Source organism: Pseudomonas sp. S4_EA_1b (assembly GCF_016307435.1).
GTDB classification, from domain to species: domain Bacteria; phylum Pseudomonadota; class Gammaproteobacteria; order Pseudomonadales; family Pseudomonadaceae; genus Aquipseudomonas; species Aquipseudomonas rhodesiae.
Genome location: NZ_JAEILC010000016.1, coordinates 22,072 through 47,003, shown reverse-complemented (window position 1 = coordinate 47,003; position 24,932 = coordinate 22,072). Strand labels below are relative to the sequence as shown.

Annotated in this window: 29 protein-coding genes, 1 tRNA gene and 1 pseudogene; 25 read left to right on the top strand and 6 right to left on the bottom strand. The window is 59.0% G+C overall.

The window, feature by feature from the left end; translation table 11 throughout:
• The 8 genes and pseudogenes from YA0848_RS35905 to YA0848_RS06370 all read left to right on the top strand — a co-directional run.
• The coding region (locus YA0848_RS35905) for a hypothetical protein (RefSeq protein WP_232925049.1) at positions 1-290 on the top strand (290 nt) is incomplete at its 5' end.
• A 111-nt stretch (positions 291-401) separates the two neighbouring features.
• A pseudogene (locus tag YA0848_RS06400) lies at positions 402-1,495 on the top strand (phage tail sheath protein).
• A 57-nt stretch (positions 1,496-1,552) separates the two neighbouring features.
• Entirely contained in the window at positions 1,553-2,068 is a 516-nt protein-coding gene (locus tag YA0848_RS06395; RefSeq protein ID WP_040269167.1) for a phage major tail tube protein, read from the top strand.
• 49 nt (positions 2,069-2,117) lie between these two features.
• Entirely contained in the window at positions 2,118-2,453 is a 336-nt protein-coding gene (locus YA0848_RS06390) for a phage tail assembly protein (RefSeq protein WP_198712364.1), read from the top strand.
• Positions 2,454-2,461: 8 nt separating this feature from the next.
• Positions 2,462-2,581 carry a GpE family phage tail protein gene (locus tag YA0848_RS06385; RefSeq protein ID WP_198712365.1) on the top strand — a complete coding sequence of 40 codons (120 nt, stop codon included), beginning with the start codon at positions 2,462-2,464 and terminating at the stop codon, positions 2,579-2,581.
• Complete coding sequence (locus YA0848_RS06380; protein ID WP_198712366.1) at positions 2,571-6,008, top strand: phage tail tape measure protein; 3,438 nt, start codon at positions 2,571-2,573, stop codon at positions 6,006-6,008. Before YA0848_RS06385 ends, YA0848_RS06380 begins: the two co-directional genes overlap by 11 nt.
• Before the next feature lie 5 nt (positions 6,009-6,013).
• Positions 6,014-6,454 (top strand): phage tail protein, encoded by a 441-nt coding sequence (locus tag YA0848_RS06375; protein WP_198712367.1) that lies wholly within the window; start codon positions 6,014-6,016, stop codon positions 6,452-6,454.
• Entirely contained in the window at positions 6,451-7,722 is a 1,272-nt protein-coding gene (locus tag YA0848_RS06370; protein WP_198712368.1) for a phage late control D family protein, read from the top strand. The genes YA0848_RS06375 and YA0848_RS06370 overlap by 4 nt, the downstream gene beginning before the upstream one ends.
• A gap of 31 nt (positions 7,723-7,753) precedes the next feature.
• Here YA0848_RS06370 and YA0848_RS06365 read toward each other — a convergent pair whose 3' ends face one another.
• The 3 genes from YA0848_RS06365 to YA0848_RS06355 form a co-directional block, all read right to left on the bottom strand.
• On the bottom strand, positions 7,754-7,918 hold the full coding sequence (locus tag YA0848_RS06365) for a hypothetical protein (RefSeq protein ID WP_198712369.1): 165 nt from the start codon (positions 7,916-7,918) through the stop codon (positions 7,754-7,756).
• 136 nt (positions 7,919-8,054) lie between these two features.
• Positions 8,055-8,849, bottom strand: a complete 795-nt coding sequence (locus YA0848_RS06360) for a zinc ribbon domain-containing protein (protein ID WP_198712370.1) — start codon at positions 8,847-8,849, stop codon at positions 8,055-8,057.
• Positions 8,850-8,930: 81 nt separating this feature from the next.
• Complete coding sequence (locus YA0848_RS06355; RefSeq protein ID WP_416146527.1) at positions 8,931-9,353, bottom strand: XRE family transcriptional regulator; 423 nt, start codon at positions 9,351-9,353, stop codon at positions 8,931-8,933.
• Between the two features lie 21 nt (positions 9,354-9,374).
• Between YA0848_RS06355 and YA0848_RS06350 the strand changes: the two genes are divergently transcribed.
• From YA0848_RS06350 to YA0848_RS06285, 14 genes are all read left to right on the top strand, one after another.
• Positions 9,375-9,575, top strand: coding sequence for a DNA-binding protein (locus YA0848_RS06350; RefSeq protein ID WP_082036869.1), 201 nt, complete (start codon positions 9,375-9,377; stop codon positions 9,573-9,575).
• Between the two features lie 29 nt (positions 9,576-9,604).
• The gene (locus YA0848_RS06345) at positions 9,605-10,078 is read left to right on the top strand and encodes a YmfL family putative regulatory protein (protein WP_198712371.1); all 474 of its coding nucleotides are present in this window, start codon (positions 9,605-9,607) and stop codon (positions 10,076-10,078) included.
• Positions 10,075-10,362 carry an ogr/Delta-like zinc finger family protein gene (locus YA0848_RS06340; RefSeq protein ID WP_198712372.1) on the top strand — a complete coding sequence of 96 codons (288 nt, stop codon included), beginning with the start codon at positions 10,075-10,077 and terminating at the stop codon, positions 10,360-10,362. Before YA0848_RS06345 ends, YA0848_RS06340 begins: the two co-directional genes overlap by 4 nt.
• The gene (locus tag YA0848_RS06335) at positions 10,362-10,733 is read left to right on the top strand and encodes a hypothetical protein (RefSeq protein WP_040269178.1); all 372 of its coding nucleotides are present in this window, start codon (positions 10,362-10,364) and stop codon (positions 10,731-10,733) included. Before YA0848_RS06340 ends, YA0848_RS06335 begins: the two co-directional genes overlap by 1 nt.
• Before the next feature lie 71 nt (positions 10,734-10,804).
• A complete protein-coding gene (locus YA0848_RS06330) occupies positions 10,805-11,038 on the top strand; it encodes a hypothetical protein (protein WP_040269179.1) in 234 nt (77 codons plus the stop codon).
• A gap of 12 nt (positions 11,039-11,050) precedes the next feature.
• Complete coding sequence (locus YA0848_RS06325; RefSeq protein ID WP_040269180.1) at positions 11,051-13,768, top strand: toprim domain-containing protein; 2,718 nt, start codon at positions 11,051-11,053, stop codon at positions 13,766-13,768.
• Positions 13,769-13,793: 25 nt separating this feature from the next.
• A complete protein-coding gene (locus YA0848_RS06320) occupies positions 13,794-14,612 on the top strand; it encodes a DUF5906 domain-containing protein (RefSeq protein WP_198712373.1) in 819 nt (272 codons plus the stop codon).
• A gap of 25 nt (positions 14,613-14,637) precedes the next feature.
• Positions 14,638-14,985, top strand: coding sequence for a DUF7673 family protein (locus YA0848_RS06315; RefSeq protein ID WP_198712374.1), 348 nt, complete (start codon positions 14,638-14,640; stop codon positions 14,983-14,985).
• Positions 14,982-15,188, top strand: a complete 207-nt coding sequence (locus tag YA0848_RS06310; protein WP_198712375.1) for a hypothetical protein — start codon at positions 14,982-14,984, stop codon at positions 15,186-15,188. Before YA0848_RS06315 ends, YA0848_RS06310 begins: the two co-directional genes overlap by 4 nt.
• 57 nt (positions 15,189-15,245) lie before the next feature.
• Positions 15,246-15,509 (top strand): hypothetical protein, encoded by a 264-nt coding sequence (locus YA0848_RS06305; RefSeq protein ID WP_198712376.1) that lies wholly within the window; start codon positions 15,246-15,248, stop codon positions 15,507-15,509.
• 2 nt (positions 15,510-15,511) lie between these two features.
• On the top strand, positions 15,512-16,114 hold the full coding sequence (locus tag YA0848_RS06300; protein WP_198712377.1) for a hypothetical protein: 603 nt from the start codon (positions 15,512-15,514) through the stop codon (positions 16,112-16,114).
• Positions 16,107-18,098 (top strand): DNA cytosine methyltransferase, encoded by a 1,992-nt coding sequence (locus tag YA0848_RS06295; RefSeq protein ID WP_198712378.1) that lies wholly within the window; start codon positions 16,107-16,109, stop codon positions 18,096-18,098. The genes YA0848_RS06300 and YA0848_RS06295 overlap by 8 nt, the downstream gene beginning before the upstream one ends.
• Positions 18,099-18,504: 406 nt before the next feature.
• A complete protein-coding gene (locus tag YA0848_RS06290) occupies positions 18,505-18,714 on the top strand; it encodes a hypothetical protein (RefSeq protein ID WP_198712381.1) in 210 nt (69 codons plus the stop codon).
• 94 nt (positions 18,715-18,808) lie between these two features.
• A complete protein-coding gene (locus tag YA0848_RS06285) occupies positions 18,809-19,975 on the top strand; it encodes an Arm DNA-binding domain-containing protein (protein WP_102604815.1) in 1,167 nt (388 codons plus the stop codon).
• A 104-nt stretch (positions 19,976-20,079) separates the two neighbouring features.
• On the opposite strand, the gene YA0848_RS06280 is transcribed toward YA0848_RS06285, so the two are convergent.
• Both YA0848_RS06280 and YA0848_RS06275 read right to left on the bottom strand, forming a co-directional pair.
• Positions 20,080-20,733: a hypothetical protein gene (locus YA0848_RS06280; RefSeq protein ID WP_198712379.1), complete on the bottom strand. Its 654-nt coding sequence runs from the start codon at positions 20,731-20,733 to the stop codon at positions 20,080-20,082.
• A gap of 318 nt (positions 20,734-21,051) precedes the next feature.
• Positions 21,052-21,141 (bottom strand) — tRNA-Ser (locus YA0848_RS06275).
• Between the two features lie 320 nt (positions 21,142-21,461).
• Here YA0848_RS06275 and YA0848_RS06270 point away from each other — a divergent pair.
• The 3 genes from YA0848_RS06270 (at position 21,462) to YA0848_RS06260 (ending at position 24,165) form a co-directional block, all read left to right on the top strand.
• On the top strand, positions 21,462-22,154 hold the full coding sequence (locus YA0848_RS06270; protein ID WP_034099749.1) for a crotonase/enoyl-CoA hydratase family protein: 693 nt from the start codon (positions 21,462-21,464) through the stop codon (positions 22,152-22,154).
• 212 nt (positions 22,155-22,366) lie between these two features.
• Positions 22,367-23,089 (top strand): 1-acylglycerol-3-phosphate O-acyltransferase, encoded by a 723-nt coding sequence (locus YA0848_RS06265; protein ID WP_169902498.1) that lies wholly within the window; start codon positions 22,367-22,369, stop codon positions 23,087-23,089.
• Between the two features lie 104 nt (positions 23,090-23,193).
• Entirely contained in the window at positions 23,194-24,165 is a 972-nt protein-coding gene (locus YA0848_RS06260; protein WP_034099751.1) for a magnesium and cobalt transport protein CorA, read from the top strand.
• Here the strand turns inward: YA0848_RS06260 and YA0848_RS06255 are convergent.
• The gene (locus tag YA0848_RS06255) at positions 24,143-24,886 is read right to left on the bottom strand and encodes an amidotransferase (RefSeq protein WP_040269192.1); all 744 of its coding nucleotides are present in this window, start codon (positions 24,884-24,886) and stop codon (positions 24,143-24,145) included. The two genes, YA0848_RS06260 and YA0848_RS06255, sit on opposite strands and share 23 nt — an antisense overlap.
• Between the last annotated feature and the right edge of the window lie 46 nt (positions 24,887-24,932).

The following is a 24,932-nucleotide window of genomic DNA, read 5'->3' as shown; positions in this document are numbered from 1 at the left end:
TATGGCTAAGGCTCATACGCGAGAACGTCGGCATCTGGGCGATTGGTGCTGACGGGAGGATGACTAAGCAGTTGTTGCCCGCCCCCCCCCAGACCCGTGAAGACGTCGAGCGCCTGCGGCTTGCTGCGTATGCTGAGCCCGTTGTGGGATCCGACCGTTACTTCGCCGAAGCCAATCGCATGCAGGTTATGGGAGAGGAAGGTTGGGAAACAGTAAGGGACGCTGGTATTGCTCGCTTCAACGAAATCCAAACGCGATATCCGTGGCCTGAAGACCACGTCGCGAGATAACTTACTCTCTCGCCCTGTAATACGCCCTTCTACAACCCCCCGCGCTCGCCCAGCAGGCGCGCGCGCGGCAACCTCTGCACTGTCATTCCATCACAGCGCAGGCACCAACCCATGGCCGATTATCTCCACGGCGTGCGGGTCATCGAACTCAACGACGGCACCCGCCCCATTCGCACTATTCCCACCGCAGTTATCGGCATGGTTTGCACGGCTGAAGATGCGGACCCATTCGTTTTCCCTTTGGATACGCCCGTCCTGCTCACCAACGTGCAAAGCGCCGTCGGCAAAGCCGGCATCAAGGGGACGCTCGCGGCGAGCCTGCAGGGCATCGCCGATCAGACAAAGCCCTACGTCATCGTGGTGCGCGTCAAAGAAGGCGCCGATGCTGCGGCCACCACCAGCGCCCNNCGCCGCGCATCCTCGGCGTGCCGGGCCTGGACAGTTTGCCGGTGGCCACCGCCCTCGGCGCAATCGCCAAAGACCTGCGCGCCTTTGCGTACGTCAGCGCCTGGAACTGCAAGACCAAGGAAGAGGTCGTGGCGTACCGCGAAAACTTCGGCGCGCGCGAAATGATGGTGATTTGGCCGGACTTCCTGAACTGGGACACCGTCGCCAACAAGACCACCACGGCTTCGGCCGTTGCGCGTGCCCTGGGATTGCGTGCCAAGATCGATCAGGAAACGGGCTGGCACAAAACGCTCTCCAACGTGGCTGTAAGCGGTGTGACCGGTATCAGCGCCGACGTGTTCTGGGATCTGCAGAACCCAGCCACCGACGCCAACTACCTCAACAGCAACGAAGTGACCACGCTGATCAACGCCAACGGCTTCCGCTTCTGGGGTAGCCGCACCTGCAGCGACGATCCGCTGTTCGCCTTCGAAAACTACACCCGCACCGCGCAGATCCTCGCCGACACCATGGCCGAGGCGCACATGTGGGCGATTGACCGCCCGATGCACGCCTCACTGGTCCGCGACCTGGTCGAAGGCGTGAACGCCAAGATGCGCGAGATGAAATCGCAGGGCTACCTGATCGGCGGCAGCTGCTGGTACCCGGACGACATCAACACCAAAGACACCCTCAAGGCCGGCAAGCTCTGGGTGGATTACGACTACACCCCCGTGCCGCCCCTGGAAGACCTCACCTTCCGCCAGCGAATCACCGACCGTTATCTGATCGACTTCGCCAAGGGCATCAACAGCTAAACCGGGCCTCCCCGCAAGAGGAGTCCACCCTGACCCCGTATCCCGGAGAACACCGCCATGGCAATGCCACGCAAGCTCAAAAACCTCAACCTGTTCAATGACGGCAACAGTTACCTCGGCGTGGCGAAAACCGTCACCCTGCCCGCCCTGGGCCGCAAGATGGAAGCCTATCGCGGCGGCGGGATGAACGGCCCGGTCAAGGCCGACCTCGGCTTCTCGGACGACGGTATCCAGTTCGAATGGAAGACTGGCGGTCTGGATCTGATCTCACTGCGTCAATTCGGCGCCGTCAATGCCTCCAGCGTGGCCCTGCGCTTCTCCGGCCCTTATCAGCAGGACGATACCGGCGAAGTCAGCAACGTGGAGGTGGTCGTGCGTGGTCGCCACGAAACCATCGAAATGGGCGACGCCCAGCCCGGTGAGGACACCGAACATTCCATGACCACCACCTGCAGCTACTACAAGCTGACCGTGGACGGTGAAGAAATCATCGAAATCGACCTGCTCAACTTCGTCGAGAAGGTCAACGGCGTGGACATGCTGGAGAAGCATCGCACCGCCATGGGCATCTGACCCGCCCACTCGATCAAGCCCCACACTTCAATCACCAGGAGCAAACCCAATGAAGAACGAAACCATCGAACAGCCCGATGTGCAGCAGCTGGCCGACGACAACACCGTCATCCTCGACACGCCAATCCGTCGCGGTACCACCAGCATCGACAGCATCACCCTGCGCAAACCGAACTCAGGTGAGTTACGCGGCGTAAGCCTGGTGGAGCTGCTGCAGATGGACGTAGGCAGCCTGATCAAGGTTCTGCCGCGCATCAGCTCGCCGAGCATCACCGCCATCGAGGTTGCCGGCATGGACCCGGCCGACCTGCTGGCCTTGAGCAGCAAGGTCTCTGGTTTTTTGTTGCAGAAGTCGGCGAAGACGGATGCATCCCTCGTCGCGTAGAAGACGCCATGGCCGATCTGGCCGTGGTTTTTCACTGGGCACCGGCTGACATGAATCAGCTGGGCCTGCAAGACCTGATGGACTGGCGCGAGCGCGCCAGGGTGCGGAGCTCCACCGATGGCGAATGATCTGAGACTTCAGGTGCTGCTCAGCGCCATCGACAAGGCCACAGGTCCGCTGACGAAAATCACGGGCGGGAGCAAGGAAACCGCACGCGCCCTCAAAGCCGCTCGTGACCGCCTCAAAGAACTCAACACCCAGCAACGCGACGTGAGCGCCTGGCGCGAGCAGCAAGCCGCCACGCGCGCGACGTCTGAGGCGCTCGCGGCCAACAACGCCAAGGTGGGCGAACTCGCCCGCGAAACCGCCAAGGTTCGCCAGCAGCTCGCACCGACCCAAGCGCTTTTCGAGAAGTCCCGTCAGAAGGTCGACGCGCTCAAAGTCAGCCAGGTCGACCTCAAGCGCGAACTCACCGGGACACGCAATGCCCTGGGCTTGTTGAGCGACGAACACCGGCAGTCCGGCAGTAGGATCGCCGCGCTCAATGCGGTAATGCAGAAGGGTAATGCCCTGACCCGCGAGCAGCGGGACGAATACACCCGCCTCACAGCGGCACAGCGGGAGCGTAAGTCCCAGTTGGATCAGCTCGCCGCCAAAGAAAAAACCCTGGCCGACCGCTTCACCCTCAATAACGCACAGTTGCGCACAAGTCGCGCAGGACATGCAGGCCTGCGCGACGAGATCCGCCGGCTGGAAACACCGTTCAAGGACCAGCTCGCACTGCTGAAACAGCACACCGCCGAATCGAAACGCTTGGGTGAGCAGTACGGCCAGCAACAAGTAAAACTTGCCAACCTCGGCGCGCAGCTTAAGGAAGCCGGCATCAACACCAGTGCCCTGGGCGCCCACGAGTTGAAGCTCAAACGGGATATCGACACAGCCACCCAGGCCATGAAATTGCAGATGGAGCACCTGGACGCGCTGAAGCGCAAGCAGGACAGCCTGGCAAAGGCGCGGGCCACCTACGACAGAACCCAGGCCCTGGCCGGCAGCGTTGCTGCAACTGGCGCCGGTAGCCTCGGTGCGGGCTACGCCGCCAGCCGCCCCGTGGTGTCGGCAATCAAAGCCTTCGCCCCGAACGAGGACTCGGCCACGCAGCTCAAGGTGTCGATGATGGGCGACACCGGCAAAGTGTCGGAGGACTTCCAGAGAATCACGGACCTGGCCACCAAGCTTGGCGACCGGCTGCCAGGCACCACGGCCGACTTTCAGAACATGATGACCATGCTCCGGCGCCAGGGGCTTAGCGCGCAGAGCATCCTGGGTGGCACCGGTGAGGCAGCCGCCTACCTCGGCGTCCAACTCAAGATGGAAGCCACCGAAGCGGCCGAGTTCGCTGCCAAGATGCAAGACGCCACCCGTACCACCGAGAAAGACATGATGGGGCTGATGGACACCATCCAGCGTGGCTTTTACGCGGGTGTGGACCCCGGCAACATGCTGCAGGGCTTCAGCAAAATCGCGCCGGTGATGGACGTCATTAAAAAATCAGGAATCGATGCAGCCAAGGAACTGGCACCGCTGCTGATTATGATGGACCAGGCCGGCATGGAGGGTGGTTCCGCCGGCAACGCCTTCCGCAAGATCTTCCAGGCAGGACTGGACAAGGACAAGGTCGACAAAGCCAACAAAATCGCAGCGGGTGCCAACAAGGGTATCTCGCTGAAGTTCACCAACGACGACGGCAACTTCGCGGGGCTGGAGAACCTGTACGCGCAGGTGGAAAAGCTCAAGGTTCTGAATGACACCGACCGGACCGCCGTAATCTCCAAGCTGTTCGGTGACGATGCCGAAACCCTGACCACCTTGAACACGATGATGAACAAGGGGCTTGCTGGGTATCAGGAGGTGCAACAGAAGCTGCAGAGCCAGGCCGACCTGCGCACCCGCGTCAACGAGCAGCTCGGCACACTGACCAACGTCATGGAAGCGGCCGAGGGCAGCTTCACCAACGCCATGGCCGAGTTCGGCGCGGCAGTCGCTCCCGAGCTAAAGGAGCTGATCAACACACTGGGCGAACTTGCCAACGGTGTTGGTGCCTGGGCCAGGGAAAATCCTAAGTTGGCCGGGGGCCTGGTCAAAGTCGTGGCGGCTGTAGCCGTTGCAGCCGTGGTCTTCGGCACATTGGCATTGACCATGGCAAGCATGCTCGGCCCTTTCGCGGTGCTGCGTTATGGGATGGCGATGTTCGGCATACGCCTGGGCAGTATCAAGGCTCAATTGATCGGCACCCGCATCGCGGCCGCAGGCGCCGGTGTAGAAGTCGGCCGGATGGGAAGGATCTGGAAAACCGTCACGGCCAGCCGGGCCGCCGGCGGCATGGTGAGCGTCATCCCGACGTTGATCAGTTCCGCACGGCTAGCGGCGGTCAGCGTGTTGCCAATGCTCAGCGGCGCAATCAGCACGGTAGGCGCGGCCATACTGGCTACCCCGGTCGGGTGGCTGATCGCCGCTGTCGCAGGCCTGGTTGCTGCTGCATTGCTGATTTACAAATACTGGGAGCCGATTAAGGGCTTCTTCCTCGGCTTCTGGCAGGGACTCACAGAAGCCCTGCAGCCGGTGCTTTCCGGTTTCAGCAAGTTCGGCGAGTTGCTGGCCAGCTTGGCGAAAGCGGCCTACTCCATTCCGGTCGTGGGCTCTGCACTGCGGCTGCTCGGCAGTATCGTACGTCCGCTGTTCAACATGATCTCTTCAGGCATCAGCGGCGTAATCGGTTGGTTCAGCGACTTGTTGCAACCGGTCGAAGACGTGGGCGGCGCCGCGCAGTCGATGGGCCAGCGCTTCGGCGCCGCTATCGGCAACATGATCATGACTTTGTTGCAGAGCATCAGCTCAATCACCACCGGCGCGGTCAACCTATGGACCAGCATCAAAGCCAGCTTTGACCAGGGGCTTGCGGGCATCCTGCAGTTGATCATGAATTTCAGCCCGCTTGGCATGTTCTACCAGGCGTTCGCCGGCGTGATGAATTACTTCGGCGTGGAGCTGCCGGGGAAATTCGCCGAGTTCGGTGGGATGATCGTCAACGGCCTGGTCAACGGCCTGACCGCCGGCCTCGGTGCCGTGAAAGGTGCCATCGGATCCATCGGCGATTCCAGCATCGGCTGGTTCAAGGAAAAGCTCGGCATCCACAGCCCATCGCGGGTGTTCGCTGAGCTGGGTGGCTTTACCATGGAAGGGCTGACAAAGGGCCTGGAGGGTGGACAAAAAGGCCCGCTCAACGCGTTGTCGAGCATGGGCAAACAACTCACAGCCGCCGGTACGCTGGCTCTCAGTGCGACCGCCATGCCTGCGCTGGCAGTCGATGATCGTCCCCCCATCAGCAGCGCGGGCGCACCAGCGGTGTACGACAGCCACGACACCTACCAAATCACAATCCAAGCAGCGCCGGGCATGGACGTACAAGCCATGGAAAAAAGCCTGCGCGCGATGCTGAGCAAGATTGAAAACGAGAAGCGCGCCCGTCAGCGCAGCAAATTATCGGACCGGGATTAATCACCATGATGCTCAGCCTCGGCATGTTCGTATTCAGCCTATCGACCCTCGCTTACCAGGAGCTGCAGCGCCAAACGAATTGGCGCCATGCCAGCAACAGCCGTGTCGGCGCGGCGCCTGCGCTGCAATTTGTCGGGCGCGGTGAGGACACCATCACCCTGCCCGGCATCCTACTGCCGGAGCTGGCCGGCAGTACTCTGAGTCTGGACGCCCTGCGCCTGATGGCGAACACCGGTAAGGCTTGGCCGATGGTCGAGGGCACAGGTCGAATTTATGGCTTGTGGGTCATCGAAAGCTTGAGCGAGACCAAGACGCTGTTTTTCCGCGACGGCACGCCACGGCGCATTGAGTTCACGCTGACTTTAAAGCGCACCGATAACGACCGTATCGATCTGCTCGGTGCCGCGACCAGTACTGGCCTCAGCATTCTGAGGGGGCTGCTGTGATTGACGCCGCGCTGTCCAAGGTCACCGGTTTCCTCAGGGACACAGCGGAGCGTTTCGTTCGGGACGCCGCTTACCCCGTGCCGGCGTTCCGCCTGATGGTAGACGGCAACGATATCGCTCAGAAGATAAGCCCGCGGCTGATGAGCCTGGAGCTGACCGACAACCGTGGCGTCGAGGCCGATCAGCTCACTATCACCCTCAGCGACCACGACGGGCTGCTGTCGATTCCACCCAAGGGCGCCGTGCTGCGTTTGTGGCTGGGCTGGAGCGACACGGGCCTGGTGGACAAAGGCACCTACACCGTCGACGAAACCGAACACAGCGGCGCGCCGGACGTACTCAGCATCCGCGCGCGATCAGCAGACCTGCGAAAGGGCCTCAAAACCAAACGCGAGCGCAGCTGGAGCAACACCACTCTCGGCGAAGTGCTGGCCGATATCGCCATTGGCAACGGTCTCACAGCCACCATCGCTGGCGCACTGGACGGCCTGCCGATCCTGCAGCTCGACCAGGCCAACGAATCCGACGCCAACCTGATCAGCCGCCTGGGCGAAGAGTTCGATGCGGTGGCCAGCGTTAAAGCCGGGTGCCTGCTGTGCCTGCCGGCGGGCGGCGGTAAGACTGCCAGCGGGCTGGATCTGCCGCACATCACCCTCACTCGCGCAGACGGCGACCAGCACCGGTACCTGCAAGCCGAACGCGACAGTTACGACGGTGTGCGGGCCTATTACTACGATGTGAACAGCGCCAAAAAACAGGAAGCCATTGCTGGCGGCGGCGACAACCTCAAGGACCTGCGCCATACGTACAGCGATCAGCAGTCAGCGCTGCGTGCAGCTCGTGCGGAGTTTCGGCGCCTGCAACGCGGCAGCGCCACGCTCAGCTACAGCCTGGCAATGGGCCGGCCGGACCTGATCCCAGAGTTGACCTATACGCTCCAGGGCGTGAAGGCGGAGATTGACGAAATCATTTGGTATGGCGGGAACGTGCAGCACAGCCTCACCGCTGACGGTGGCTACACCGTGAGTTTGGAGTTGGAAAGCAAACTGCCAGAAGACAACGTCGAGGACATGGCGGAAGAGAATAAAGGCAACTACACGGGGATCATTGCTCATTATCGCGATGAGAAAACCGGGAAGGAAAAAACAATTACGGCAGGAGATCAGAGCAGGCCGAGGCGACTGCACTGGCTGTATGCAACAGAAAAAACCGCCAAGCGGGCCGTGGATCGGGAGTGGAAGAGAGTTCAAGCTGACCAGCAGGTATAAACCCCGGAGCATGTCCGGGGCCTGCTAGCGTTTAATCTGTTGCCTGAGTGAAGACCTCCAACAACCTCAGCAAATCTTTCTGGCGCTGGTGGCTGATCAATCGGAACATTGCCAGCAACATCACCTCCTGATCGCTAAGGCAGCTCGCATCTACGATCTGCACTTTGCTCACTGATACACCGCTGTTCTCCATCATGCGAATACTCCTTTCACACGCAACGGGGACTCGGCGCCCACACGGCGCCGTTAAAGTTTCCCGGGGAACAGCTAATTTCCAACACGTTTTGCTGTGTCATCGGACACTGGGCAAATAAATTATGTGTTTTGTTACGTCACTGAGCTGGCTTAAACGGGGGTAGCGTCATGTACACGCCGTTCTCACCCCAGCCTTGCAAGTTGCCTTTGGCATCAACCACATAATGTTCGTTGAAATCAGTCTCCGGGTCATCGAGACGCAGACCGCCGTCCGGGAGCTGCTTGCCAACATACGTTGCTGTGTTCTTCCCGCCACTAGGAAAAACGGAGTCGATCAGGTACTTGTCACCCTGTTTGAACAACACCATCACGTATCCCGGCGCACCATCCCGTAACCAGCTCCCAATCCTGTTGGGGTAGGCCTTCAGATCAAGCGCTTTCAGGGTCTGGTAATCCTGTAGGCTCAAACCTATAAGCGAGGCTTTATAGTCGGGATCAAACGTGGCATTTGCCCAGAAGGCCCTATCGGATTGCCCCTCGACGCGGAATCCTATGAAGGTTCTGTCAGCCTTGAACTTAGTATCGGCACGAACGGCTTCAGCCACTTTCGCGAGGTCAGCGTTGTTTAAGCGCTTAGGGAGCAGGACTTCAACTTTACGAGGCCGGCCTTCGCGGAAGTCATCTTTAGTGATTACGTAGGCAGTGGGCAAAGCAGCAGTTGAAGCATCTTGTTTCGCAGTCATTTCAGCTGGGTTGTCTTTACTCGCTATCGAACACATCGAAACAGCAACAACGACTAGGACCAACAATGTCACTAGCCTGAATACCTTCTGGCCCGTGCTCAGGCCGGGATTTTTAGCGCCGCAGTTGGGACAGACTTTTGCGGTGGCATCCACGTTGTGCTTACAGGATTTACAGGGTTTCAACGCCATCCGTACAGCTCCTTTCTTTTTCACACAAAAAACCGACCTTCATGGTCGGCGTTTCAAATCCATCTTTCCGGGTGCAATTCGCTACTTTTGCGGTTTGTTGCCTGCCAGGCTCGCAGCACTCGCAAATGCCGCCGCCGTTCGCAACAGCACATTACGGTCGTCCTCGGACATCTGCCGCAGGTTCCCCAACACGGCTGATTCAATCTCGCTGAGGTTGTTGAGATCGATATCGACGCGAGCGCCGGTCAACACGTAATGCACGTCAACCCCAAGCTCTTGCAGCCCAGAAAGGTAGCGCACGTCGGGGGAGCTGGACCCAAGTTCATAGGCCTTTTGAGTCCCACGGCTTACCCCAGCGGTGACGCCAAAGTCGGTCTGGTTTTTACCCAACCGCTCGCGTTCTTCCCGCAGGCGTTCACCGACCCCTGAAGAAATGAGCATTTTTTTGATCAATATAAGTTGACTTGAACAGAAATCTGCCCAAGAATCCTTCTCGTCGAACACGATTAAACACGGACGAACACTATGCATGCCCTACAGACCCCCGAGCAAGCCCGCGCGCTTCTTGATCGCGAGGGTAAAAGCATTGCCGAATTTAGCCGCCAACATGGCTTGAACAAAAATTTGGTCAGCGACTTGCTGAACGGCCGGAAAAAAGGCCGTCGAGGTGAAGCGCATCGAGCAGCTGTATTGCTCGGGATCAAAGACGGCCAGATCACAAACTAGGGCCTCTGGCTCCAAGGGGAAACCAGAAGATGAAACGCCCAGTTCTAGACAGCAGAAAAAGCGTCGTCATGGCCGTCATCGGCGCCTACCCAGGCGGTCGGGAATACGCCTCGGCAGACCTCGGCATGCCGCTGAAGAAGTTCGACAACCAAGCCTACGAGAACGCTGGTAGCCGCCCGCTCGCCGACGAACACATCCATCGTCTGGAGCAAGTCGCCGGCACCACCTTCCTGGCCGATTACATCGCCTCCTTGTACGGCGGCATGTTCGTACCGCTGAGCCTCCCGGAAACCCTGGACAACGTGGAGTTGTACAGCCGCTCACTCAAGGCCTCGGCCAAGCGGGGCAAGGTCGATCAGATCATGTCTGCAGCTCTGGACGACGGTGTTATTGAAAAGCGTGAAGCCGACGCAATCATCGCCGCCCTGATTACCTACATGTCGGCCCGTTACGCCGAGGTATTTGCGACGATTCAGTTGTACAGCCAGGGAGCCACCTTGTGAGTACCTACAAGCTGGTCTGCCCCCACTGCCATGGCCGCATGCGCATTCGTACCAGCGAAGGCCAGCACATCTTCCTGCGCATCACCTACCTGCAATGCACCAATGAAGCCTGCGGCTGGGCTGGACGCGCCGAATTTCAGATGACCCACGAATTGAGCCCCAGCGGCATGCCCAACCCGGCGGTGAAGCTGCCGATTGCGGACGTGGTCATTCGTCGCCAGGCAATGAAAACCGCCAATGATCAACCCGATCTGCTGGACCAAATGGAAATGGAGCGTGCGTGATGAATACCGTTACTCATACCGACTACCAGGAATATCAGGCAGCGATGCAGGCCGCCGGTCTGTCCTTCCTACAACGTCACCAAGGCGAGCACCTCGGCAACGACCAGTTGCTGTTCTGCCGCGCAGTGCAGCACCTAGTCGGCAGCCTGGAGGTGCCATTACACATGGCCGAAAAGCTGATCAGCCGTGCCTACGGCGAACTGAAATCCAACAATGACCGCCACCAGCTCGACGTCGACGCCAGCTCCAGCATGGTGGCCGTCATCACCGACCCTGCCAGCGGCATGACCTGGGCTGTCCCGGTCAGCCTGATCTATCAACGCATCATCAACGCACCGGAAAACCGCCGACTGCGTCTCGTAACTCAGTAACTCCCGACTAACCCCGCCCTCCCCATTTCCAATGGGTTTGGGTGAGCTTTGCCCGCAATCCGAGGTGGACCATGGAAATCGACATCGCCATCACCGCAAAACTGCCCCGCGACCAGGCCGAGGCACTGCTCCAAGACTTGCGCGCGCAGTACGCGGCGCTGTTCAACGAGCATTGGTATGACGACCGCTTTCGCAGAATCCCCGAGGGTTTGCGGCATGGCTCGTTGCTGGTGGCCTTCCCCGCGCTGGCCGCACGAAAAAGCCTGATAGGCGCCCTTAAACACAGTCTCGACGAAGCGAAGTAAGCCACGATGGAAATGGAAGAAAGGCTGCGCGCCGATGTCATCCAACGCATTGAGCGGGACTACCAGCTCAAACAAATGCCTGGCACCAAATACATGCGTAAGGGCGTATGCCCAGCCTGCAATCAGAAGACGCTCTACACCTCTTCCGAGTCGCCGTGGACGTTGGTTTGCGGGCGCCCGGAAAAGTGCGACCACCGCGTTTACGTGAAAGACGTCTACGACGATCTGTTCAATGACTGGAGCAAGACCGCTCCGTCAACGCCGGAAAACCCTCTCGCCACGGCACGCGCTTATTTTGAGTTTGCGCGCGGCTTCAAATTTGAGCTGATCGCAGGTTGGTTTACCCAGGATAACTACTGGGATAGTCGACTGAGCATCGGCAGCGCCACGGTGCGTTTCCCGCTTGAAAAGGGCGGGTACTGGGAGCGCCTCATCGATAGGCCGGATCGGTTCGGCAAGATGAAGGCACGCTTTCGCCCCACCGGTGAAGGCCTGCCAGGTTACAAAGGCGTCTGGTGGTGCCCACCGAGCCTGGACCTGCTGGAAGTCGACGAACTGTTCATAGTTGAGGGGATTTTCGACGCCATTGCACTACTGCACAACGAAGTGCCAGCCGTGTCGATGATGTCTAGTGCCCCCTGCCCAATCGACTCGCTCAAGGCCCTGGTCAAGTTGCGCCAGGACGCCGGCAAGCGCCTGCCCCACCTGGTATGGGCACTGGACAACGAACCAGTTGCCAAGGCCAACATGCGCCGCTGGGCAAAGGAAGCACGCGACCTGGGCTTCACCTGCAAAGCCGCCGTGATCCCCCAACCCAGTGGAAAAAAGGTCGACTGGAATGACCTACACCTGCGTTGGAAATCGATCGAGGGTGATGACAAGCGCGCGGAACGGATTGAGCAAGACCTTGACGAGGCGCGCCACCAGGGTGATTTGTTGCTGGCTGATTCGGCGGAGGAAAAGGCGTTCCTGATCTACGTGCGCAACGAGCGCAAGGAGTTCCACTTCTCGTTTCGCAAGCGCCTGTATTGGTTTCGGTTGGACCTTGAAAAGTACGACCGCGCGATGACCGATCTGGAAAGCTCTGAGCGACATGAAGACCAGTTGCTCACAGAGGAACAGCGCCGCTACAAGGCCCTGCGTCAGTCCGGCTCAGTGACGAGCATTGCCAATTGCAATTTCCAGGCGCTGTACTACATGCGCAACGACCTGACCGACGAGGCCTGGTACTACTTCCGCATTGAGCGCCCTCAAGGGCCGGCCATCAAAAGCACGTTTACAGCCAAGCAACTCACCTCGGCGCCTGAGTTCGCGAATCGCCTGCTCAACGTCTCCAACGGCGCAATGTTCGAGGGCAGTGCCCAACAACTGAAGCGGATTCTGGCGCCCCAGCTGGACTGCCTGAAGACCGTCAACACCATCGAATGGATCGGCTACAGCCGTGAGCATGGCGCGTATGTCTTCAATGACCTGGCGTTCTACGGCGGAGCTGTACAGAAGCGCAACAAGGAAGACTTTTTCGACCTCGGCAAGCTGAGCATTAAGTCGCAGAGCCAGTCACCGGTGCTGCAGATCAACACCGACCTCAACGCCTACAACGAAGGGTGGTTCGACATCTACTGGCGCTGCTTCGGCGTGCAGGGCCTGGTGGTGCTCGCTTGGTGGCTGGGCGCCTTGCACGCCGAGCAGATCCGCCAGATTCACAAGTCGCTGATGTTCCTAGAACTCGTGGGTGAAGCCGGCTCGGGCAAAACCACATTGGTAGAGCTGCTTTGGAAACTGGTCGGGCGCACTGACTACGAAGGCTTCGACCCATCCAAGGCGACCGCCGCAAGCCGTGCGCGAAACTTTTCGCAGGTCGCCAACTTGCCGGTGGTACTGATCGAATCGGAGCGCGAGCAAAAGGAAGGCCAGCCGGTGAAGCACTTCGACTGGGACGAACTGAAAACGGCCTACAACGGCCGCAGCGTTCGCTCCACCGGCGTTAAGAACAACGGCAACGACACTCACGAACCGCCGTTCCGCGCGGCGCTGCTGATCGCACAGAACAATCCCGTGAACGCTTCCGAACCCATCCTCCAGCGGCTCTGCCATGTCCATTTGACGCGGGAGCATCACACCCCGGAAACCAAGCATTTTGCCGAGCAACTGGAACGCATGCCGATGGAAAACATCAGCGGCTTCCTGGTCAAGGCGCTGCAGCGCGAAGCCAACACGATGCGACTGATGGAGGAAAATACCTCCCGCTACGAGCAGGAGCTGCTGGCCCAGCCCGGCATCCGCACGGTGCGTATCGCCAAGAACCACGCCCAGTTACGCAGTCTGGTGGATGCACTGGCCGGGGTTGTCCCGCTCGGTGATCGGCGCAAAGCCCTCGCACACGCCGAAATCAGCCGCATGGCCCTCGAGCGTCAGCAGGCAATCAACGCCGACCACCCGACCGTGCGCGAGTTTTGGGATCTGTACGAGTTCCTGAATGGCATGGACGAGAAAGCCGCGCTGAACCATGCGCGTCGCGATGGACTGATCGCCGTGAACCTCAACGAGTTTGTGGAAATGGCTGCCAATAAACGCCAGCAGGTACCGCCGCTGAGTGACCTGAAACGCCTACTCAAGACCAGTAAGTCACCCAAATTTCTGGAATCGAACAAGCCCGTCAACTCGGCGCGGCAGGTCGACGCCTTCGACAAACCTAAAACCATTCGCTGCTGGGTATTCCAGGGCGTGTAACCACCGCAACAACAGGAGCAGCAACATGCAAAACGAACTCAAATCGGCCATTCGCTTTAACGACTTTGTCGCCTACTTCGGCGCTCGGGGAGTACTGGCTATGGCCTGGTGGATGGGGGCTGTGCACGCAGGCCGAATTCGTGAGGAACAGACCAGCTTCCCGTTCCTGCAGATCGTCGGCGCCGCCGGCAGTGGCAAGAGTCTGCTGCTGGACTACCTCCAAAAGCTGAACGGGCAAACGCCGTATTCCAATTTTCTGGGGCACTCCACTCCAGCCGGGCGAGCGCGCACGTTTGCCAGCGCAGGGCAGCGGATTGTCATTTGCGAGGAACAAGGCGAGTTAGGCCAGTCCATTGATTGGGATGAATTGAAGCCGCTCTTTAGCTCGGGCAGCGTGAGTATGCGCTCGGGGGACGGTCGGAGTGAAGAAGTGACATTCCGCGGTGCTCTGGTGATAACCGCAAACCAACCGCTGGACTGCAGTGACGCGGTCGTCAGCCGAATGGTTACGCTCGATCTCTCAGCTGACGGCGCTCACAGGCCCAGAGTCCGGCCGGAGGCCATCGTCGATATCAACGCAGACGATGCGAGTACGTTCGCCATCAAGGTGACTCAGTCCGAAGACTGGATTGCCAGCAACCTCATGAATCTCGTACCTGCCTTCCGGGGGCAACTGACGCGTAAATATGGGCAGGGCTTGAACTCGCGCACTGCCCTCAACTGCGCGCAAATGCTCGCTCTACTTGACCTGCTTTGCCTACTTCTTTCGATTCCTGAAGGACTCCGCCTTGAGACCAGGAAGGTGATTCACGACATCGCTTTCCTCGACACCATCCCCTACTGACCCGGCCTTCGAAAGGAGAATCCGCATGACTACGCCTGCCCAAAAACAGCAGCCCAACTGGTTCCAGCAACTGCGGGAGTTCGAAGCCAAGCGCCCTGCCATCCGTAAGGCCGGTATTGAAGCGTTGGCCCGGCTGGTCCCTGTCGCCCAGCGCGATACAGGCCAGAGCGCGGTGATCGGTCGCTTCCTGCTCGGGCTCTACAACGGCCACGACTACCCCTTTGTCCTGACCAGTCTGCGCGGCCTCGACACCGCACTGTTCGACGACTGCCTGGCGGTGCTGCAACTGGACTACTCGCCAGAGCAAGAGGTGCACACGTACATCCCCAATGGCGATGCCATTTGGGAAGAACTGATAGGGACGTGGGCATGAAATGGGCGCCGAAAAGCAATAGGGACGGGCAAGTCCAGCAGAACTGCTGGGTTACCGACAGCGGCTACACCGTCGCGTTGTGCCGGTTGCCGGAGTCGCGCTACCCCATCACTCGCCCAGGGGGCGAACTGCCCTTCGCTTATGCGAAAGACCGAGACGAAGTCATAGCGATCATTGAGCAAGACCAGGCCAAACCGGCCTGAAAGATGGTGTCGAGGAGCGCCAACTCCCCGACACCTACCACCCAAAGGAGACGCACCATGCAAGCGAATCAACCCCAGAGCAGCACCGCAGAGGCTATCACAACCCCCCTCGCCGTCGGCGACAAGGTCAGCTACGTCGCAATCAGTGGTGGCGGTCGCAACTACCGGTTCAGCGCGCGAAAAGCCGTGATCCAGGCAATCGACGGCAACGTCGCCACCTTGCGTAGCGCCAATGGCCGCACCACCAAGCAACCGCTGAGCAAGTTGACACCAGACGGCCAGCCCAACGCACTCACACGCATGCTCATGGGAGGGCAGTGACCATGTCTGACTTCTTTTACAAATCCAGCGAGCCAGCGACCGTAGCGATAGTTCGCGACTTTTACATTCAGAAGGACATGCACAGAGCCCAGCTGGCGGTGCTGGGCTCGAAGTTCGGCGGCACGGTCGCGCCAATGCTGGACATCACTTCTCACTTTGCTGGTGGAGTGAAACTTACAGGCGGTGCTGAGCTGGATGCGCACTGGTGCCGCCCTGACGACTATGGCTACCGCTCACTGCGCAGCACCGCCAAGCTTGCAAAAGGCATGTCAAAGGAAGATCGCGCAGCAATCAGGGCGGAGCATGCGCGCCTCGTTGCCTTGTGGGCAGAGCACTGCCCAAAACGCCTCAGCACTCATGAATATTGGCAGCGGTTGGGGGTAAACACGGGCAATTTGCTCATGAGTGGCGGGGTCAAGTTTGAACTCGACGGCACCGCGTACTTTCACCTGGGCTTTCAAATCAATGAAGCCGAACACCGGGCCAATGTAGCCGATGGAAAACCATCCTGCGGGTGGATCGAGGGCGCTGTGGAGATCCTGGCGAGCGAATACGAGTCCGCACGCGTGGCGAAGTTGAAGGCAATGGAGGTGTCCAATGCTTAAACGCTCCCTCACGCACTTCCACCTCTGCTGCGGCCTCGGCAGCGGCGCCGCTGGCTTCAGCGACTCCAAACCCGTCCTGGGCCCCGTGCAAGCTGAATGGCGCTGCCTGGGCGGCGTCGATGTCGACCCCGCCGGCTTGCGCGACTTCCAGATGATGACCGGCGTGCCTGGCACGCTAATGGACCTGTTCACACGCGAACAATACACAGCGTTCCACGGCCAGCAGCCACCAGCCGGTTGGGTCGAGGCCACCGCCGAGGATCTGCGCCGCGCCGCCGGCAACGAAGACCCGGACGCGGTATTCATCAGCAGTCCCTGCAAGGGCGCATCGGGCCTCCTTTCGGAGACAATGAGCCAGACTCCCAAATACCGAGCGCTCAACGAGCTGACGTTGCGGTGTGTGTGGCTGATGTGCGAAGCCTGGAAGCACCAACCGGTGAAGCTGATCGTGTTCGAAAACGTGCCGCGCCTGGCAACCCGTGGCCGCTACCTGCTGGATCAGATCACCAAGTTGCTCCGCCATTACGGCTATGCGGTGGCGGAAAGCACCCACGACTGTGGCGAAATTGGCGGGCTGGCACAGAGCCGCAAGCGTTTCTTGCTGGTGGCCAGGCACGTCGAGCAGGTCCCGGCGTTCTTGTATGAACCTGAAAAGCGGAGCCTGCGCGCTGTCGGTGATGTACTAAGCCGCATGCCGCTGGCCGGCGATATCGATCAGGCGGGGCCGATGCACCGGGTGCCGGCATTGCAGTGGAAAACTTGGGTACGCCTGGCTCTTGTTGAGGCGGGCAAGGATTGGCGCAGCCTGAGTCGGTTTGCGATTGAGGACGGTCATCTTCGTGACTTCGTGATCGTGCCGGAATACCACAACGGCGTGCTCGGGGTTGTCGATTGGGACGATACAGCCGGCGTGGTTGCAGGTGCGAGCCGGCCCATGAACGGCAAGTTTTCCGTGGCAGATCCGCGCCCGACCAGCAAATTCGAATACACCCAGTACGGAGTGCTGCCCTTTGACCGCCACTGCGGTGTGGTCACCGGTCAGCGCAGCCCAGGACAAGGGACATTTAGCGTTGCTGACCCGCGCATGGGCGGCGAACGCCACAATAATGTGTTCCGCGTGGTACGTAATGACCAAGCCGCCGGCACGGTTACCGCAGGCCACGGTCCCAGCTCCGGCGGGCAGGCGGTTGCAGATCCTCGGCAACCGTCCAAGGGGTTCGGCAAGTACCTGGTCACCGACTACAGCAAGCCAGCCGGCACCGTCATTGCCGGCAGCACCACCGGTCAAGGCGCTTTTGCCGTGGCAGATCCCGCTTTCAAAAACTGGCACCCGAAAGCCAGCACACAAAAGCTGCGCATCACGCCCTGGCGCGAGAGCGCCAACACCGTGACCGGCTCACAGCAGGTTGCGAGCGGGGCTTTATCGATCGCAGATCCGCGCCCAGGCATGTCGCGCACCAAGGGCGATGCCTACCTGACCGGTGGGCATTACGGAGTCGTCGACTACAACACGCCGGCCGTTGCCGTGTCCGCCAGTGCCTGCCACGACAACGGCCGCTGGTCGGTTGCCGATCAGCGTATGCCGGCGCCCAACGACCGACTGACCTGCATGATCACCAGCCTCGACGGCACCTGGCACCGCCCGTTCACCACCCTGGAGCTGGCCGCGCTGCAATCGCTTTTTGATCCAGAAGAATACTGGTCAACCGATCCCCAGACGGCCCATGAAATCGAGCGGATGCAGCGCGTACGCAAGATTGAACAGGCGGGTGTTTTCCGGCTTGACGGTATTAACGACGGCAACCACCGCGAACGGATCGGGAACGCTGTACCGCGCGCGGCAGCGAGAGCGATGGCCGACGTGTTCGGCATGACGCTGCTGCTATCCGAGGCTGGGGAGACTTTCATGCTCAGCAATGTGTCGATTTGGGTGCAGCCAGTGGCGGTTGCGCTGAGCGTCTCGCAGCAGGAGATCAACGCATGAGCGTATCCCTGCTGCTTTACCTTTGCGTAGATGCAACACGAACTGATTGTCACGTTGTGAAGGTTGATAGCTGGAGCGGAGCAGGTGCCTATGAGCGGTGCATTGGCGCCGTGCCTGGACTCACTAAAGCACTGACTGCCCCCAACCGAGAGCTGCATCGGTTCGTCTGCGAGATCCAAGATGACGGCGCGAAACCCGCAGCACATAAGGCTCAGCCAGAGCTCATTCATCAGTCATTTCGGTTACCCCAGCGATCTGTACGCCGACCTGCTGCCCGGTTGGGCCAGTTACGGAACGTCCGCCCGGATCAGCGCGGCGCGCGGGTCTGCAACCCGAACCGAACGCATATGGATAAACCCGCATTGCCACAGTCAGTTGAACCGCCTGTCATTGTTTGGAGGGATCGATGAATAACGGTAGATCCTTTCCCTGGAATCTCGACCTGACGGGCGTCTGTGACCAATGCGGTAAATCCCGCGCCCACGGCAACCACCAGAAATGCAGCAAGGCGCGCCAAGCGGCCAATGCCAAGCGCCGGGCCGAGGAGGCCCAAGCCGGGGTCACACCGGCACCTAGAAAAAGTGCCAGCCTGTTCTGGTTACTTCGCCAGCAGTGATCGGCAACACTAAACCCGCAATACATCTGGCCCGGCGACGGGCCTTTTTTCTTCCTGTTGGAAGAATCTTTCGATACATCGCGTGGGGACGCATATGGCAGATGGCGTAGAGGCCCGTGGCAATTCGGTACGGGTCTATTTTCGTTTCAATGGCGAGCTGTGCCGGGAGCTGGTGCCCGGCGGTAATACACCAGAAAACCGGGAGCATGCAAAGCGTCTGGTCACAGTGATCGAGTACGAAATCCAGGCCGGCACCTTCGATTACCGCCGGCATTTTCCCGAGTCGACCAAGCTGGCCGAGAACACTTTCGGGCATTACCTGGACCTTTGGCTCACGATCAAGAGCAACAGCGTGGCCGCTACCTCTTTTCGTGGATATAAGAACAAGGCCGAGGTTCATGTGCGGCCGCGCTGGGGTGATGTTCAGATCGATCAAATTGACCACCTGGACCTGCAGGAATGGATTCAGGGGCCGCTGTCGAAGCGGCTGAAGAACAAGACCATCCGCGACATCATCAGTAATGTGCGCCAGGTGTTCCGGTTGTACCGCACCCGTAAGAAGGTCGCGCACGACCCAACCGAGGGGTTATTCGTCCGACTACCCGATCCCGAGGCGCCCGACCCATTCACCAGGGCGGAAATCAAGCAGATCCTCGAAACACCCACCAGCCGGACCCAAGAGCTGCTGATGGTGCAGTTCATGATTTGGGCAGGCCCACGTGTGTCGGAGACCATTGCGCTGGCCTGGGAGGACGTCGATCTGAAACAGGGGACAGTGACTTTCCGCCGGTCCAAGGTGCGCGGTGCCTACCGAGTGACGAAAACCCGGCGCTCTACGCGCAAGGTGCGTCTGCTTGAGCCAGCGTGGGATGCACTGCGCAAACTGGACGCCATCAACCAGCTCAAGACTGTGGACACTGTCGACGTCGTCGAGCGGGACAATAAAACCGTCCGCAAGCACAAGCTGCACTTTGTATTCCTGAACACCAAGAGCGGCCTGCCGCACGTGAGCGACTTTGTCGTGAGAGACAGGTTCTTCAAAGCGCACTTGAAAGCGGCCGGCGTTCGTTATCGCGGACCTGGCCAGTGTCGTCACACCTACGCCAGCCAGTTGCTCACCACCGGCGTGGCTTCGGTTGACTGGATCGCGGAGCAGATGGGGCACACCAGCGCTAACATGATCCGGCAGCACTACGGCATGTGGATCAATGAAGACGGTCCGGACGTAATCGGTTTGCTGCAGATAGCGCTTAAATTATGACGCGTAAGGGCACTCCAGCAGGCAGGCCGCGGGCCTGCCCAAAGGTGTTGAAGTCAGAGCCTGAATACTGGATAAGCTGATCAAGATCGGCCAGGCAGGCAGACCTATTCGTTTTCGTTATCGGCAGCATCGAAAAGTTGGCTACGAGCCGCTTGGCGGAGCTGGTATGCAGCTCGTTTCGCGTCGATGTCTTCAATTACTTCTTTCATGCTCTTGTCTCGACTCCACTCTCCGGGATCGAGCACTGGTGCCAGAAATCCAGCATATAAACGAAGTTTCTCCGCTAAATCAGAAGCGTGGAGCCCTAGCACAGCATATCCCCGCTGCCGTGCTTGGAAGAACTCGATATGATCTGGTGGATCAGGATTGAATTCATTTATTCCAGCAAGGTTCCCGTTTAGCTGATCTTGCTCATCGGGAAGTCTGAGAATCGAATACATCAAGTCTTTCGGCAGGAGCTTCCAACTGACGTTGATATCTAAAGGCCTGAACTCTGGCGGTTTTGCAACAGTGACATATTCACCCCCCACCCCTGCAGGTCTACCTTGCTCAGTGCCATCGTCCATGGCGACCTCCCAACATCCGCTGGCAAATCGGTCCAAATGAGAAACAACGATAGCGCCCAGGTACGTAGTTTCTTGAATTTCTCTCGAATGGTTCGCGCGCCGTTCCTTAAAAGCGACGAGACCGTTGCCGAGTAGAACCCCAGTGATGCCCGCGATAGCTGAAATAATGGCTGAAACATGGGCAGGCTCCATGACTTGCTCTCCGCTTAATTAAGATCGTGCAGGTATTCTAGACACAGATTCGATACTAAAAAGCGGTTCCCTTGACAGGTTGTCAGCTGAGCATCGGCATTTTCTACGCTGCGGGAAAAGCCTTCGAATTCAAGAGAGTTCCGTCGGTAGAAATTCGGCCTCACAAAAAGACACCACACCTGCACTAAGCGGCGACAAAGCTTACTGGGACGATGCCCGCATTCCCATAGATGTTCCCATATGGGCCTTTTTTGCCCCTCTGAAAACACAAAACCCCTGAAAACTTTAACGTTTTCAGGGGTTTAGTCGTTTCAAATTTGGCGGTGAAGGAGAGATTCGAACTCTCGATACAATTTCTTGTATACACACTTTCCAGGCGTGCTCCTTAAGCCACTCGGACACTTCACCGTATCTCGTCAAACCAGTTCAGTCTGTCGAGGCGCGCTAATGTAGTCGAAAGCCTTTCTGATGGCAAAGGTTTTTTTCAGAATATTCATGCGGTTAGCCGGTTATGCCTGAGCATGTCCGGCGAGGGGTGGTGATTGTGCCATTCTCAGGCACCGCTGGCGCCTGTCTCAAGGCTTTGTCGCGCCACGCCGCAGGCCGTCTAGGCTTGGGCATGGGGGAAAAGGCTGACTGGGTAGTCAGTCATAGCGCTTTACCGAGCCGGGCGTGGTGGGTAACGTCTGCTGCATTCTTCTATAACAAGCCCTACAAGGAACCGCGTCATGAGTGAGTTGATTGCCTACCACCTCGAAGACGGTATCGCCACCCTGACCTTGAGCAACGGCAAGGTCAACGCCATTTCCCCGGCGGTGGTCAGTGCGTTTAACGAAGCGCTGGACCAGGCCGAGAAGGATCGGGCGGTAGTAGTGATTACCGGCACGCCGGGGATTCTGTCCGGGGGTTACGATTTGAAGGTGATGACCGCCGGCCCCAAAGAAGCAATCGGCCTGGTGACGTCGGGCTCGACATTGGCGCGGCGGCTGTTGTCGCACCCGTTCCCGGTGATTGTGGCGTGCCCTGGGCATGCGGTGGCTAAGGGCGCCTTTCTGTTGTTGTCGGCGGATTATCGGATCGGGGTGGAAGGCCCGTTCAGCATCGGCCTGAACGAAGTGATGATCGGCATGACCATGCACCACGCCGGGATCGAGCTGGCACGGGATCGTCTGCGCAAGTCGGCGTTTCATCGCTCGGTGATCAATGCCGAGATGTTCGACCCTCAGGGTGCATTGCAGGCCGGCTTCCTCGATAAAGTGGTCGCCCCGGAAGAACTGCACGCAGCAGCTCTGGAGGCGGCGCGGCAATTGAAGAAGATCAATATGAACGCCCACAAGCACACCAAATTGAAAGTGCGCAAAGCGCTGCTGGAAGCTCTGGACGAGGCAATCATCCAGGATCAGGGCCATATTCTTAGTTAAGCCCAACCTTGCTTGTGCCAAAGCCCGACCTTGCGCCGGGCTTTTTCTTACAGCCATATCTGAAGAAGCCTTAGTCGCTCTAGGCTGGGGGCTCTGGCAAATACCGAAATATGCGCTTAAACATCGCCCATCTCCTACCTCTATAGCGCCAATTGCCGAATACAGTGCACAACCGTACACTGCGCCACCTTTTGTTTCGATAGGCCAGGTGGATGCATTTTCTGTTACGTATGGTGTTGATGGGCCTGCACTTTATAGTGGCTGGTGTGTTGGGTGTGCTGATTGGCGTTTGCCGTCCGTTCAACCCGGATAACAGTCGCTTGTGCGCCCGCCTATACGCCGTGCCCGCCATGTGGTTGTTGGGGCTGAATGTGAAAGCCGATGTCGACTCGCTGCGGCATAAGCCGGGCACTTGCGTGATTATCGCCAACCATCAGTCCAACTATGACTTGTTCGTGTTCGGTACCGTGGTGCCCCACCGCACCGTGTGCATCGCCAAGAAGAGCCTCAAGTGGGTGCCGCTGTTCGGCCAGTTGTTCTGGCTGGCGGGCAATGTGTTGATCGACCGCGGCAATGCCCATAAAGCGCGCCGCGCCATGCTTACGACCACCGATACGTTGCAACATAAAGACACCTCGATCTGGGTGTTCCCCGAAGGCACGCGCAACCTGGGCAAGGGTCTGCTGCCATTCAAGAAAGGCGCCTTTCATATGGCCATCGCCGCCGGGGTGCCCATCGTGCAGGTGTGCGTCAGCAATTACGTCACCCATATGCAGCTCAATCGCTGGAACAGCGGTGATGTGCTTATACGCTCTCTGCCGCCGATTCCTACCTGCGGCATGACGTCGGATGATATCCCCGCCTTGATGCAGGCATGTCAGGCACAAATGGATGCCTGCATCGAGGGCATGGATGCGCAGCTCAAGAGGGCCTGATTCCCTTTTCCTTATAGGAGCGAGGGTGCTCGCTCCTACTACGGAACGCCATTCACGCTAAGCTGCCCAACATCTGTCTCCTCTTATAAGAAGTGATCAGCATCATGGGTAGAGTTGTTGCGGCCGCCGTGTATAGCGCCGGAAAGAAAGTCACCGATATCACCCTCGACGAAGGCGCGGCCTGGGCCGCCAAACCTGGGCATTTTGTGTGGATCGGCCTGGAAGAGCCCAACGCCCTGGAATTGGCCAACCTGCAACGCCAGTTCAACCTGCATGAACTGGCCATCGAAGACGCCCTGGAAAAACACAGCCGCCCCAAGCTGGAAACCTTTGGCGACGCGCTGTTTATCGTCACGTATTCGCCGGTGCGCGAGAACGGCAAACTGGTGTTTATCGAAACCCATATCTTCGCCGGCAACGGCTACGTGATTACCGCACGCAACGGTCACTCGGCGTCCTACGGTTTTGTACGTCAGCGCTGTGAGGCGCGACCATTGTTATTGGAGCATGGGGAAGATTTCGTACTCTATGCGCTGCTGGATTTCGTCACGGAAAACTACCAGCCGGTCAGTGAGGCAATCCATGCCGAGATCGATGAGCTGGAGCGCAATGTGCTGTGCAGTTCGTTGAGCGAACGCGATATCCAGAACCTCCACAGCCTGCGCCGCGACGTGCTGCGGCTCAAGCGTCATGTGGCGCCAATGGTAGAGATCAGCCAGGAGCTGCAGAAACTGAGCTTTCCGTTTATCGACAAGAACATGCGTCCGTATTTCCGCGATGTGCAGATCCACGTCACACGGCAGATGGAAGACCTCACCACCCTGCGCGACATTGCCAGCCAGACCATTGAAATCGGGGTGTTGCTGGAGGCGTCGCGCCAGAGTGTAGTGCAGCGCAAATTCGCCGCCTGGGCAGCGATCCTGGCGTTCCCCACCGCAGTGGCGGGGATTTATGGGATGAACTTCCAGAACATGCCCGAGCTGCAATGGCACTACGGCTATTTTGCGGTGCTCGGGCTGATCGCGGTGGGGTGCACCAGCCTGTGGGCCAGCTTCAAGCGGTCGGGATGGCTTTAACCTCGGCTTCGGGCTTGTGCGCCACAAAGCGCATCATCCATTCCGCTACGGTGACGCCATGGTGTTCGCGTGCCAGGCTGGCTACACCGTTTGAGTAGACTTTTTCGCCCAAGGTTGTCTGAAGAATCTCCAGCAACTCGCGCGAATAATCCTGAACAAATTCCGGGTGGCCCTGGAAGCACAGTACCTGATCGCCGATGTGGTACGCGGCGAACGGGCAAAACGCGCTGGAGGCAATGACTTTGGCGCCCTCCGGCAAGGTGGTCACCTGATCCTGATGGCTGATCAGCAGCGTCAGTTCAGGCACCTCGGGGCTCATCCACGGCGCCTGGGCATCCAGTGTGTAATCATGAATGCCCATGCCCCAACCTTGAGTAGCGCGCTCGGCTTTACCACCCAGCAACAGCGCCAGCAACTGATGGCCAAAGCAGATGCCCAGCAGTTTATCGCCGCGTTGGTAACGTTCGAGCAAGTAGGTTTTGAGCGTCTGGATCCACGGGTCGGTGCCGAAGGAGTCTGCCTTGCTGCCGGTGACCAGATAGGCGTCAAACTGCTCATCGTCCGGCGGGTACTCCCCGTTCACCACGTTGTACACCACAAACTCGGCAGGGATCGGCTGCTTGGCGAACAGGCGCTTGAACATCTGCCCGTAACCTTGGTACTGATCGATCAAGCCTGGACGCAGGATATCGGTTTCCAGGATGCAGACGCGTAGCGACATAAAAAATACCTGACACGGCGATGGGAATATCGAACACCTCAAGCCT

Bases quoted from the DNA above. Each gene is read 5' to 3' on its own strand.
- YA0848_RS06390 (WP_198712364.1), top strand. From the start codon at position 2,118: ATGAAGAACGAAACCATCGAACAGCCCGATGTGCAGCAGCTGGCCGAC.
- YA0848_RS06360 (WP_198712370.1), bottom strand. From the start codon at position 8,849: ATGGCGTTGAAACCCTGTAAATCCTGTAAGCACAACGTGGATGCCACC.
- YA0848_RS06265 (WP_169902498.1), top strand. From the start codon at position 22,367: ATGCATTTTCTGTTACGTATGGTGTTGATGGGCCTGCACTTTATAGTG.
- YA0848_RS06315 (WP_198712374.1), top strand. From the start codon at position 14,638: ATGACTACGCCTGCCCAAAAACAGCAGCCCAACTGGTTCCAGCAACTG.
- YA0848_RS06330 (WP_040269179.1), top strand. From the start codon at position 10,805: ATGGAAATCGACATCGCCATCACCGCAAAACTGCCCCGCGACCAGGCC.
- YA0848_RS06335 (WP_040269178.1), top strand. From the start codon at position 10,362: ATGAATACCGTTACTCATACCGACTACCAGGAATATCAGGCAGCGATG.
- YA0848_RS06270 (WP_034099749.1), top strand. From the start codon at position 21,462: ATGAGTGAGTTGATTGCCTACCACCTCGAAGACGGTATCGCCACCCTG.
- YA0848_RS06365 (WP_198712369.1), bottom strand. From the start codon at position 7,918: ATGATGGAGAACAGCGGTGTATCAGTGAGCAAAGTGCAGATCGTAGAT.
- YA0848_RS06395 (WP_040269167.1), top strand. From the start codon at position 1,553: ATGGCAATGCCACGCAAGCTCAAAAACCTCAACCTGTTCAATGACGGC.
- YA0848_RS06375 (WP_198712367.1), top strand. From the start codon at position 6,014: ATGATGCTCAGCCTCGGCATGTTCGTATTCAGCCTATCGACCCTCGCT.
- YA0848_RS06325 (WP_040269180.1), top strand. From the start codon at position 11,051: ATGGAAGAAAGGCTGCGCGCCGATGTCATCCAACGCATTGAGCGGGAC.
- YA0848_RS06255 (WP_040269192.1), bottom strand. From the start codon at position 24,886: ATGTCGCTACGCGTCTGCATCCTGGAAACCGATATCCTGCGTCCAGGC.
- YA0848_RS06385 (WP_198712365.1), top strand. From the start codon at position 2,462: ATGGCCGATCTGGCCGTGGTTTTTCACTGGGCACCGGCTGACATGAAT.
- YA0848_RS06285 (WP_102604815.1), top strand. From the start codon at position 18,809: ATGGCAGATGGCGTAGAGGCCCGTGGCAATTCGGTACGGGTCTATTTT.
- YA0848_RS06380 (WP_198712366.1), top strand. From the start codon at position 2,571: ATGGCGAATGATCTGAGACTTCAGGTGCTGCTCAGCGCCATCGACAAG.
- YA0848_RS06305 (WP_198712376.1), top strand. From the start codon at position 15,246: ATGCAAGCGAATCAACCCCAGAGCAGCACCGCAGAGGCTATCACAACC.
- YA0848_RS06320 (WP_198712373.1), top strand. From the start codon at position 13,794: ATGCAAAACGAACTCAAATCGGCCATTCGCTTTAACGACTTTGTCGCC.
- YA0848_RS06295 (WP_198712378.1), top strand. From the start codon at position 16,107: ATGCTTAAACGCTCCCTCACGCACTTCCACCTCTGCTGCGGCCTCGGC.
- YA0848_RS06290 (WP_198712381.1), top strand. From the start codon at position 18,505: ATGAATAACGGTAGATCCTTTCCCTGGAATCTCGACCTGACGGGCGTC.
- YA0848_RS06345 (WP_198712371.1), top strand. From the start codon at position 9,605: ATGAAACGCCCAGTTCTAGACAGCAGAAAAAGCGTCGTCATGGCCGTC.
- YA0848_RS06350 (WP_082036869.1), top strand. From the start codon at position 9,375: ATGCATGCCCTACAGACCCCCGAGCAAGCCCGCGCGCTTCTTGATCGC.
- YA0848_RS06280 (WP_198712379.1), bottom strand. From the start codon at position 20,733: ATGGAGCCTGCCCATGTTTCAGCCATTATTTCAGCTATCGCGGGCATC.
- YA0848_RS06260 (WP_034099751.1), top strand. From the start codon at position 23,194: ATGGGTAGAGTTGTTGCGGCCGCCGTGTATAGCGCCGGAAAGAAAGTC.
- YA0848_RS06300 (WP_198712377.1), top strand. From the start codon at position 15,512: ATGTCTGACTTCTTTTACAAATCCAGCGAGCCAGCGACCGTAGCGATA.
- YA0848_RS06310 (WP_198712375.1), top strand. From the start codon at position 14,982: ATGAAATGGGCGCCGAAAAGCAATAGGGACGGGCAAGTCCAGCAGAAC.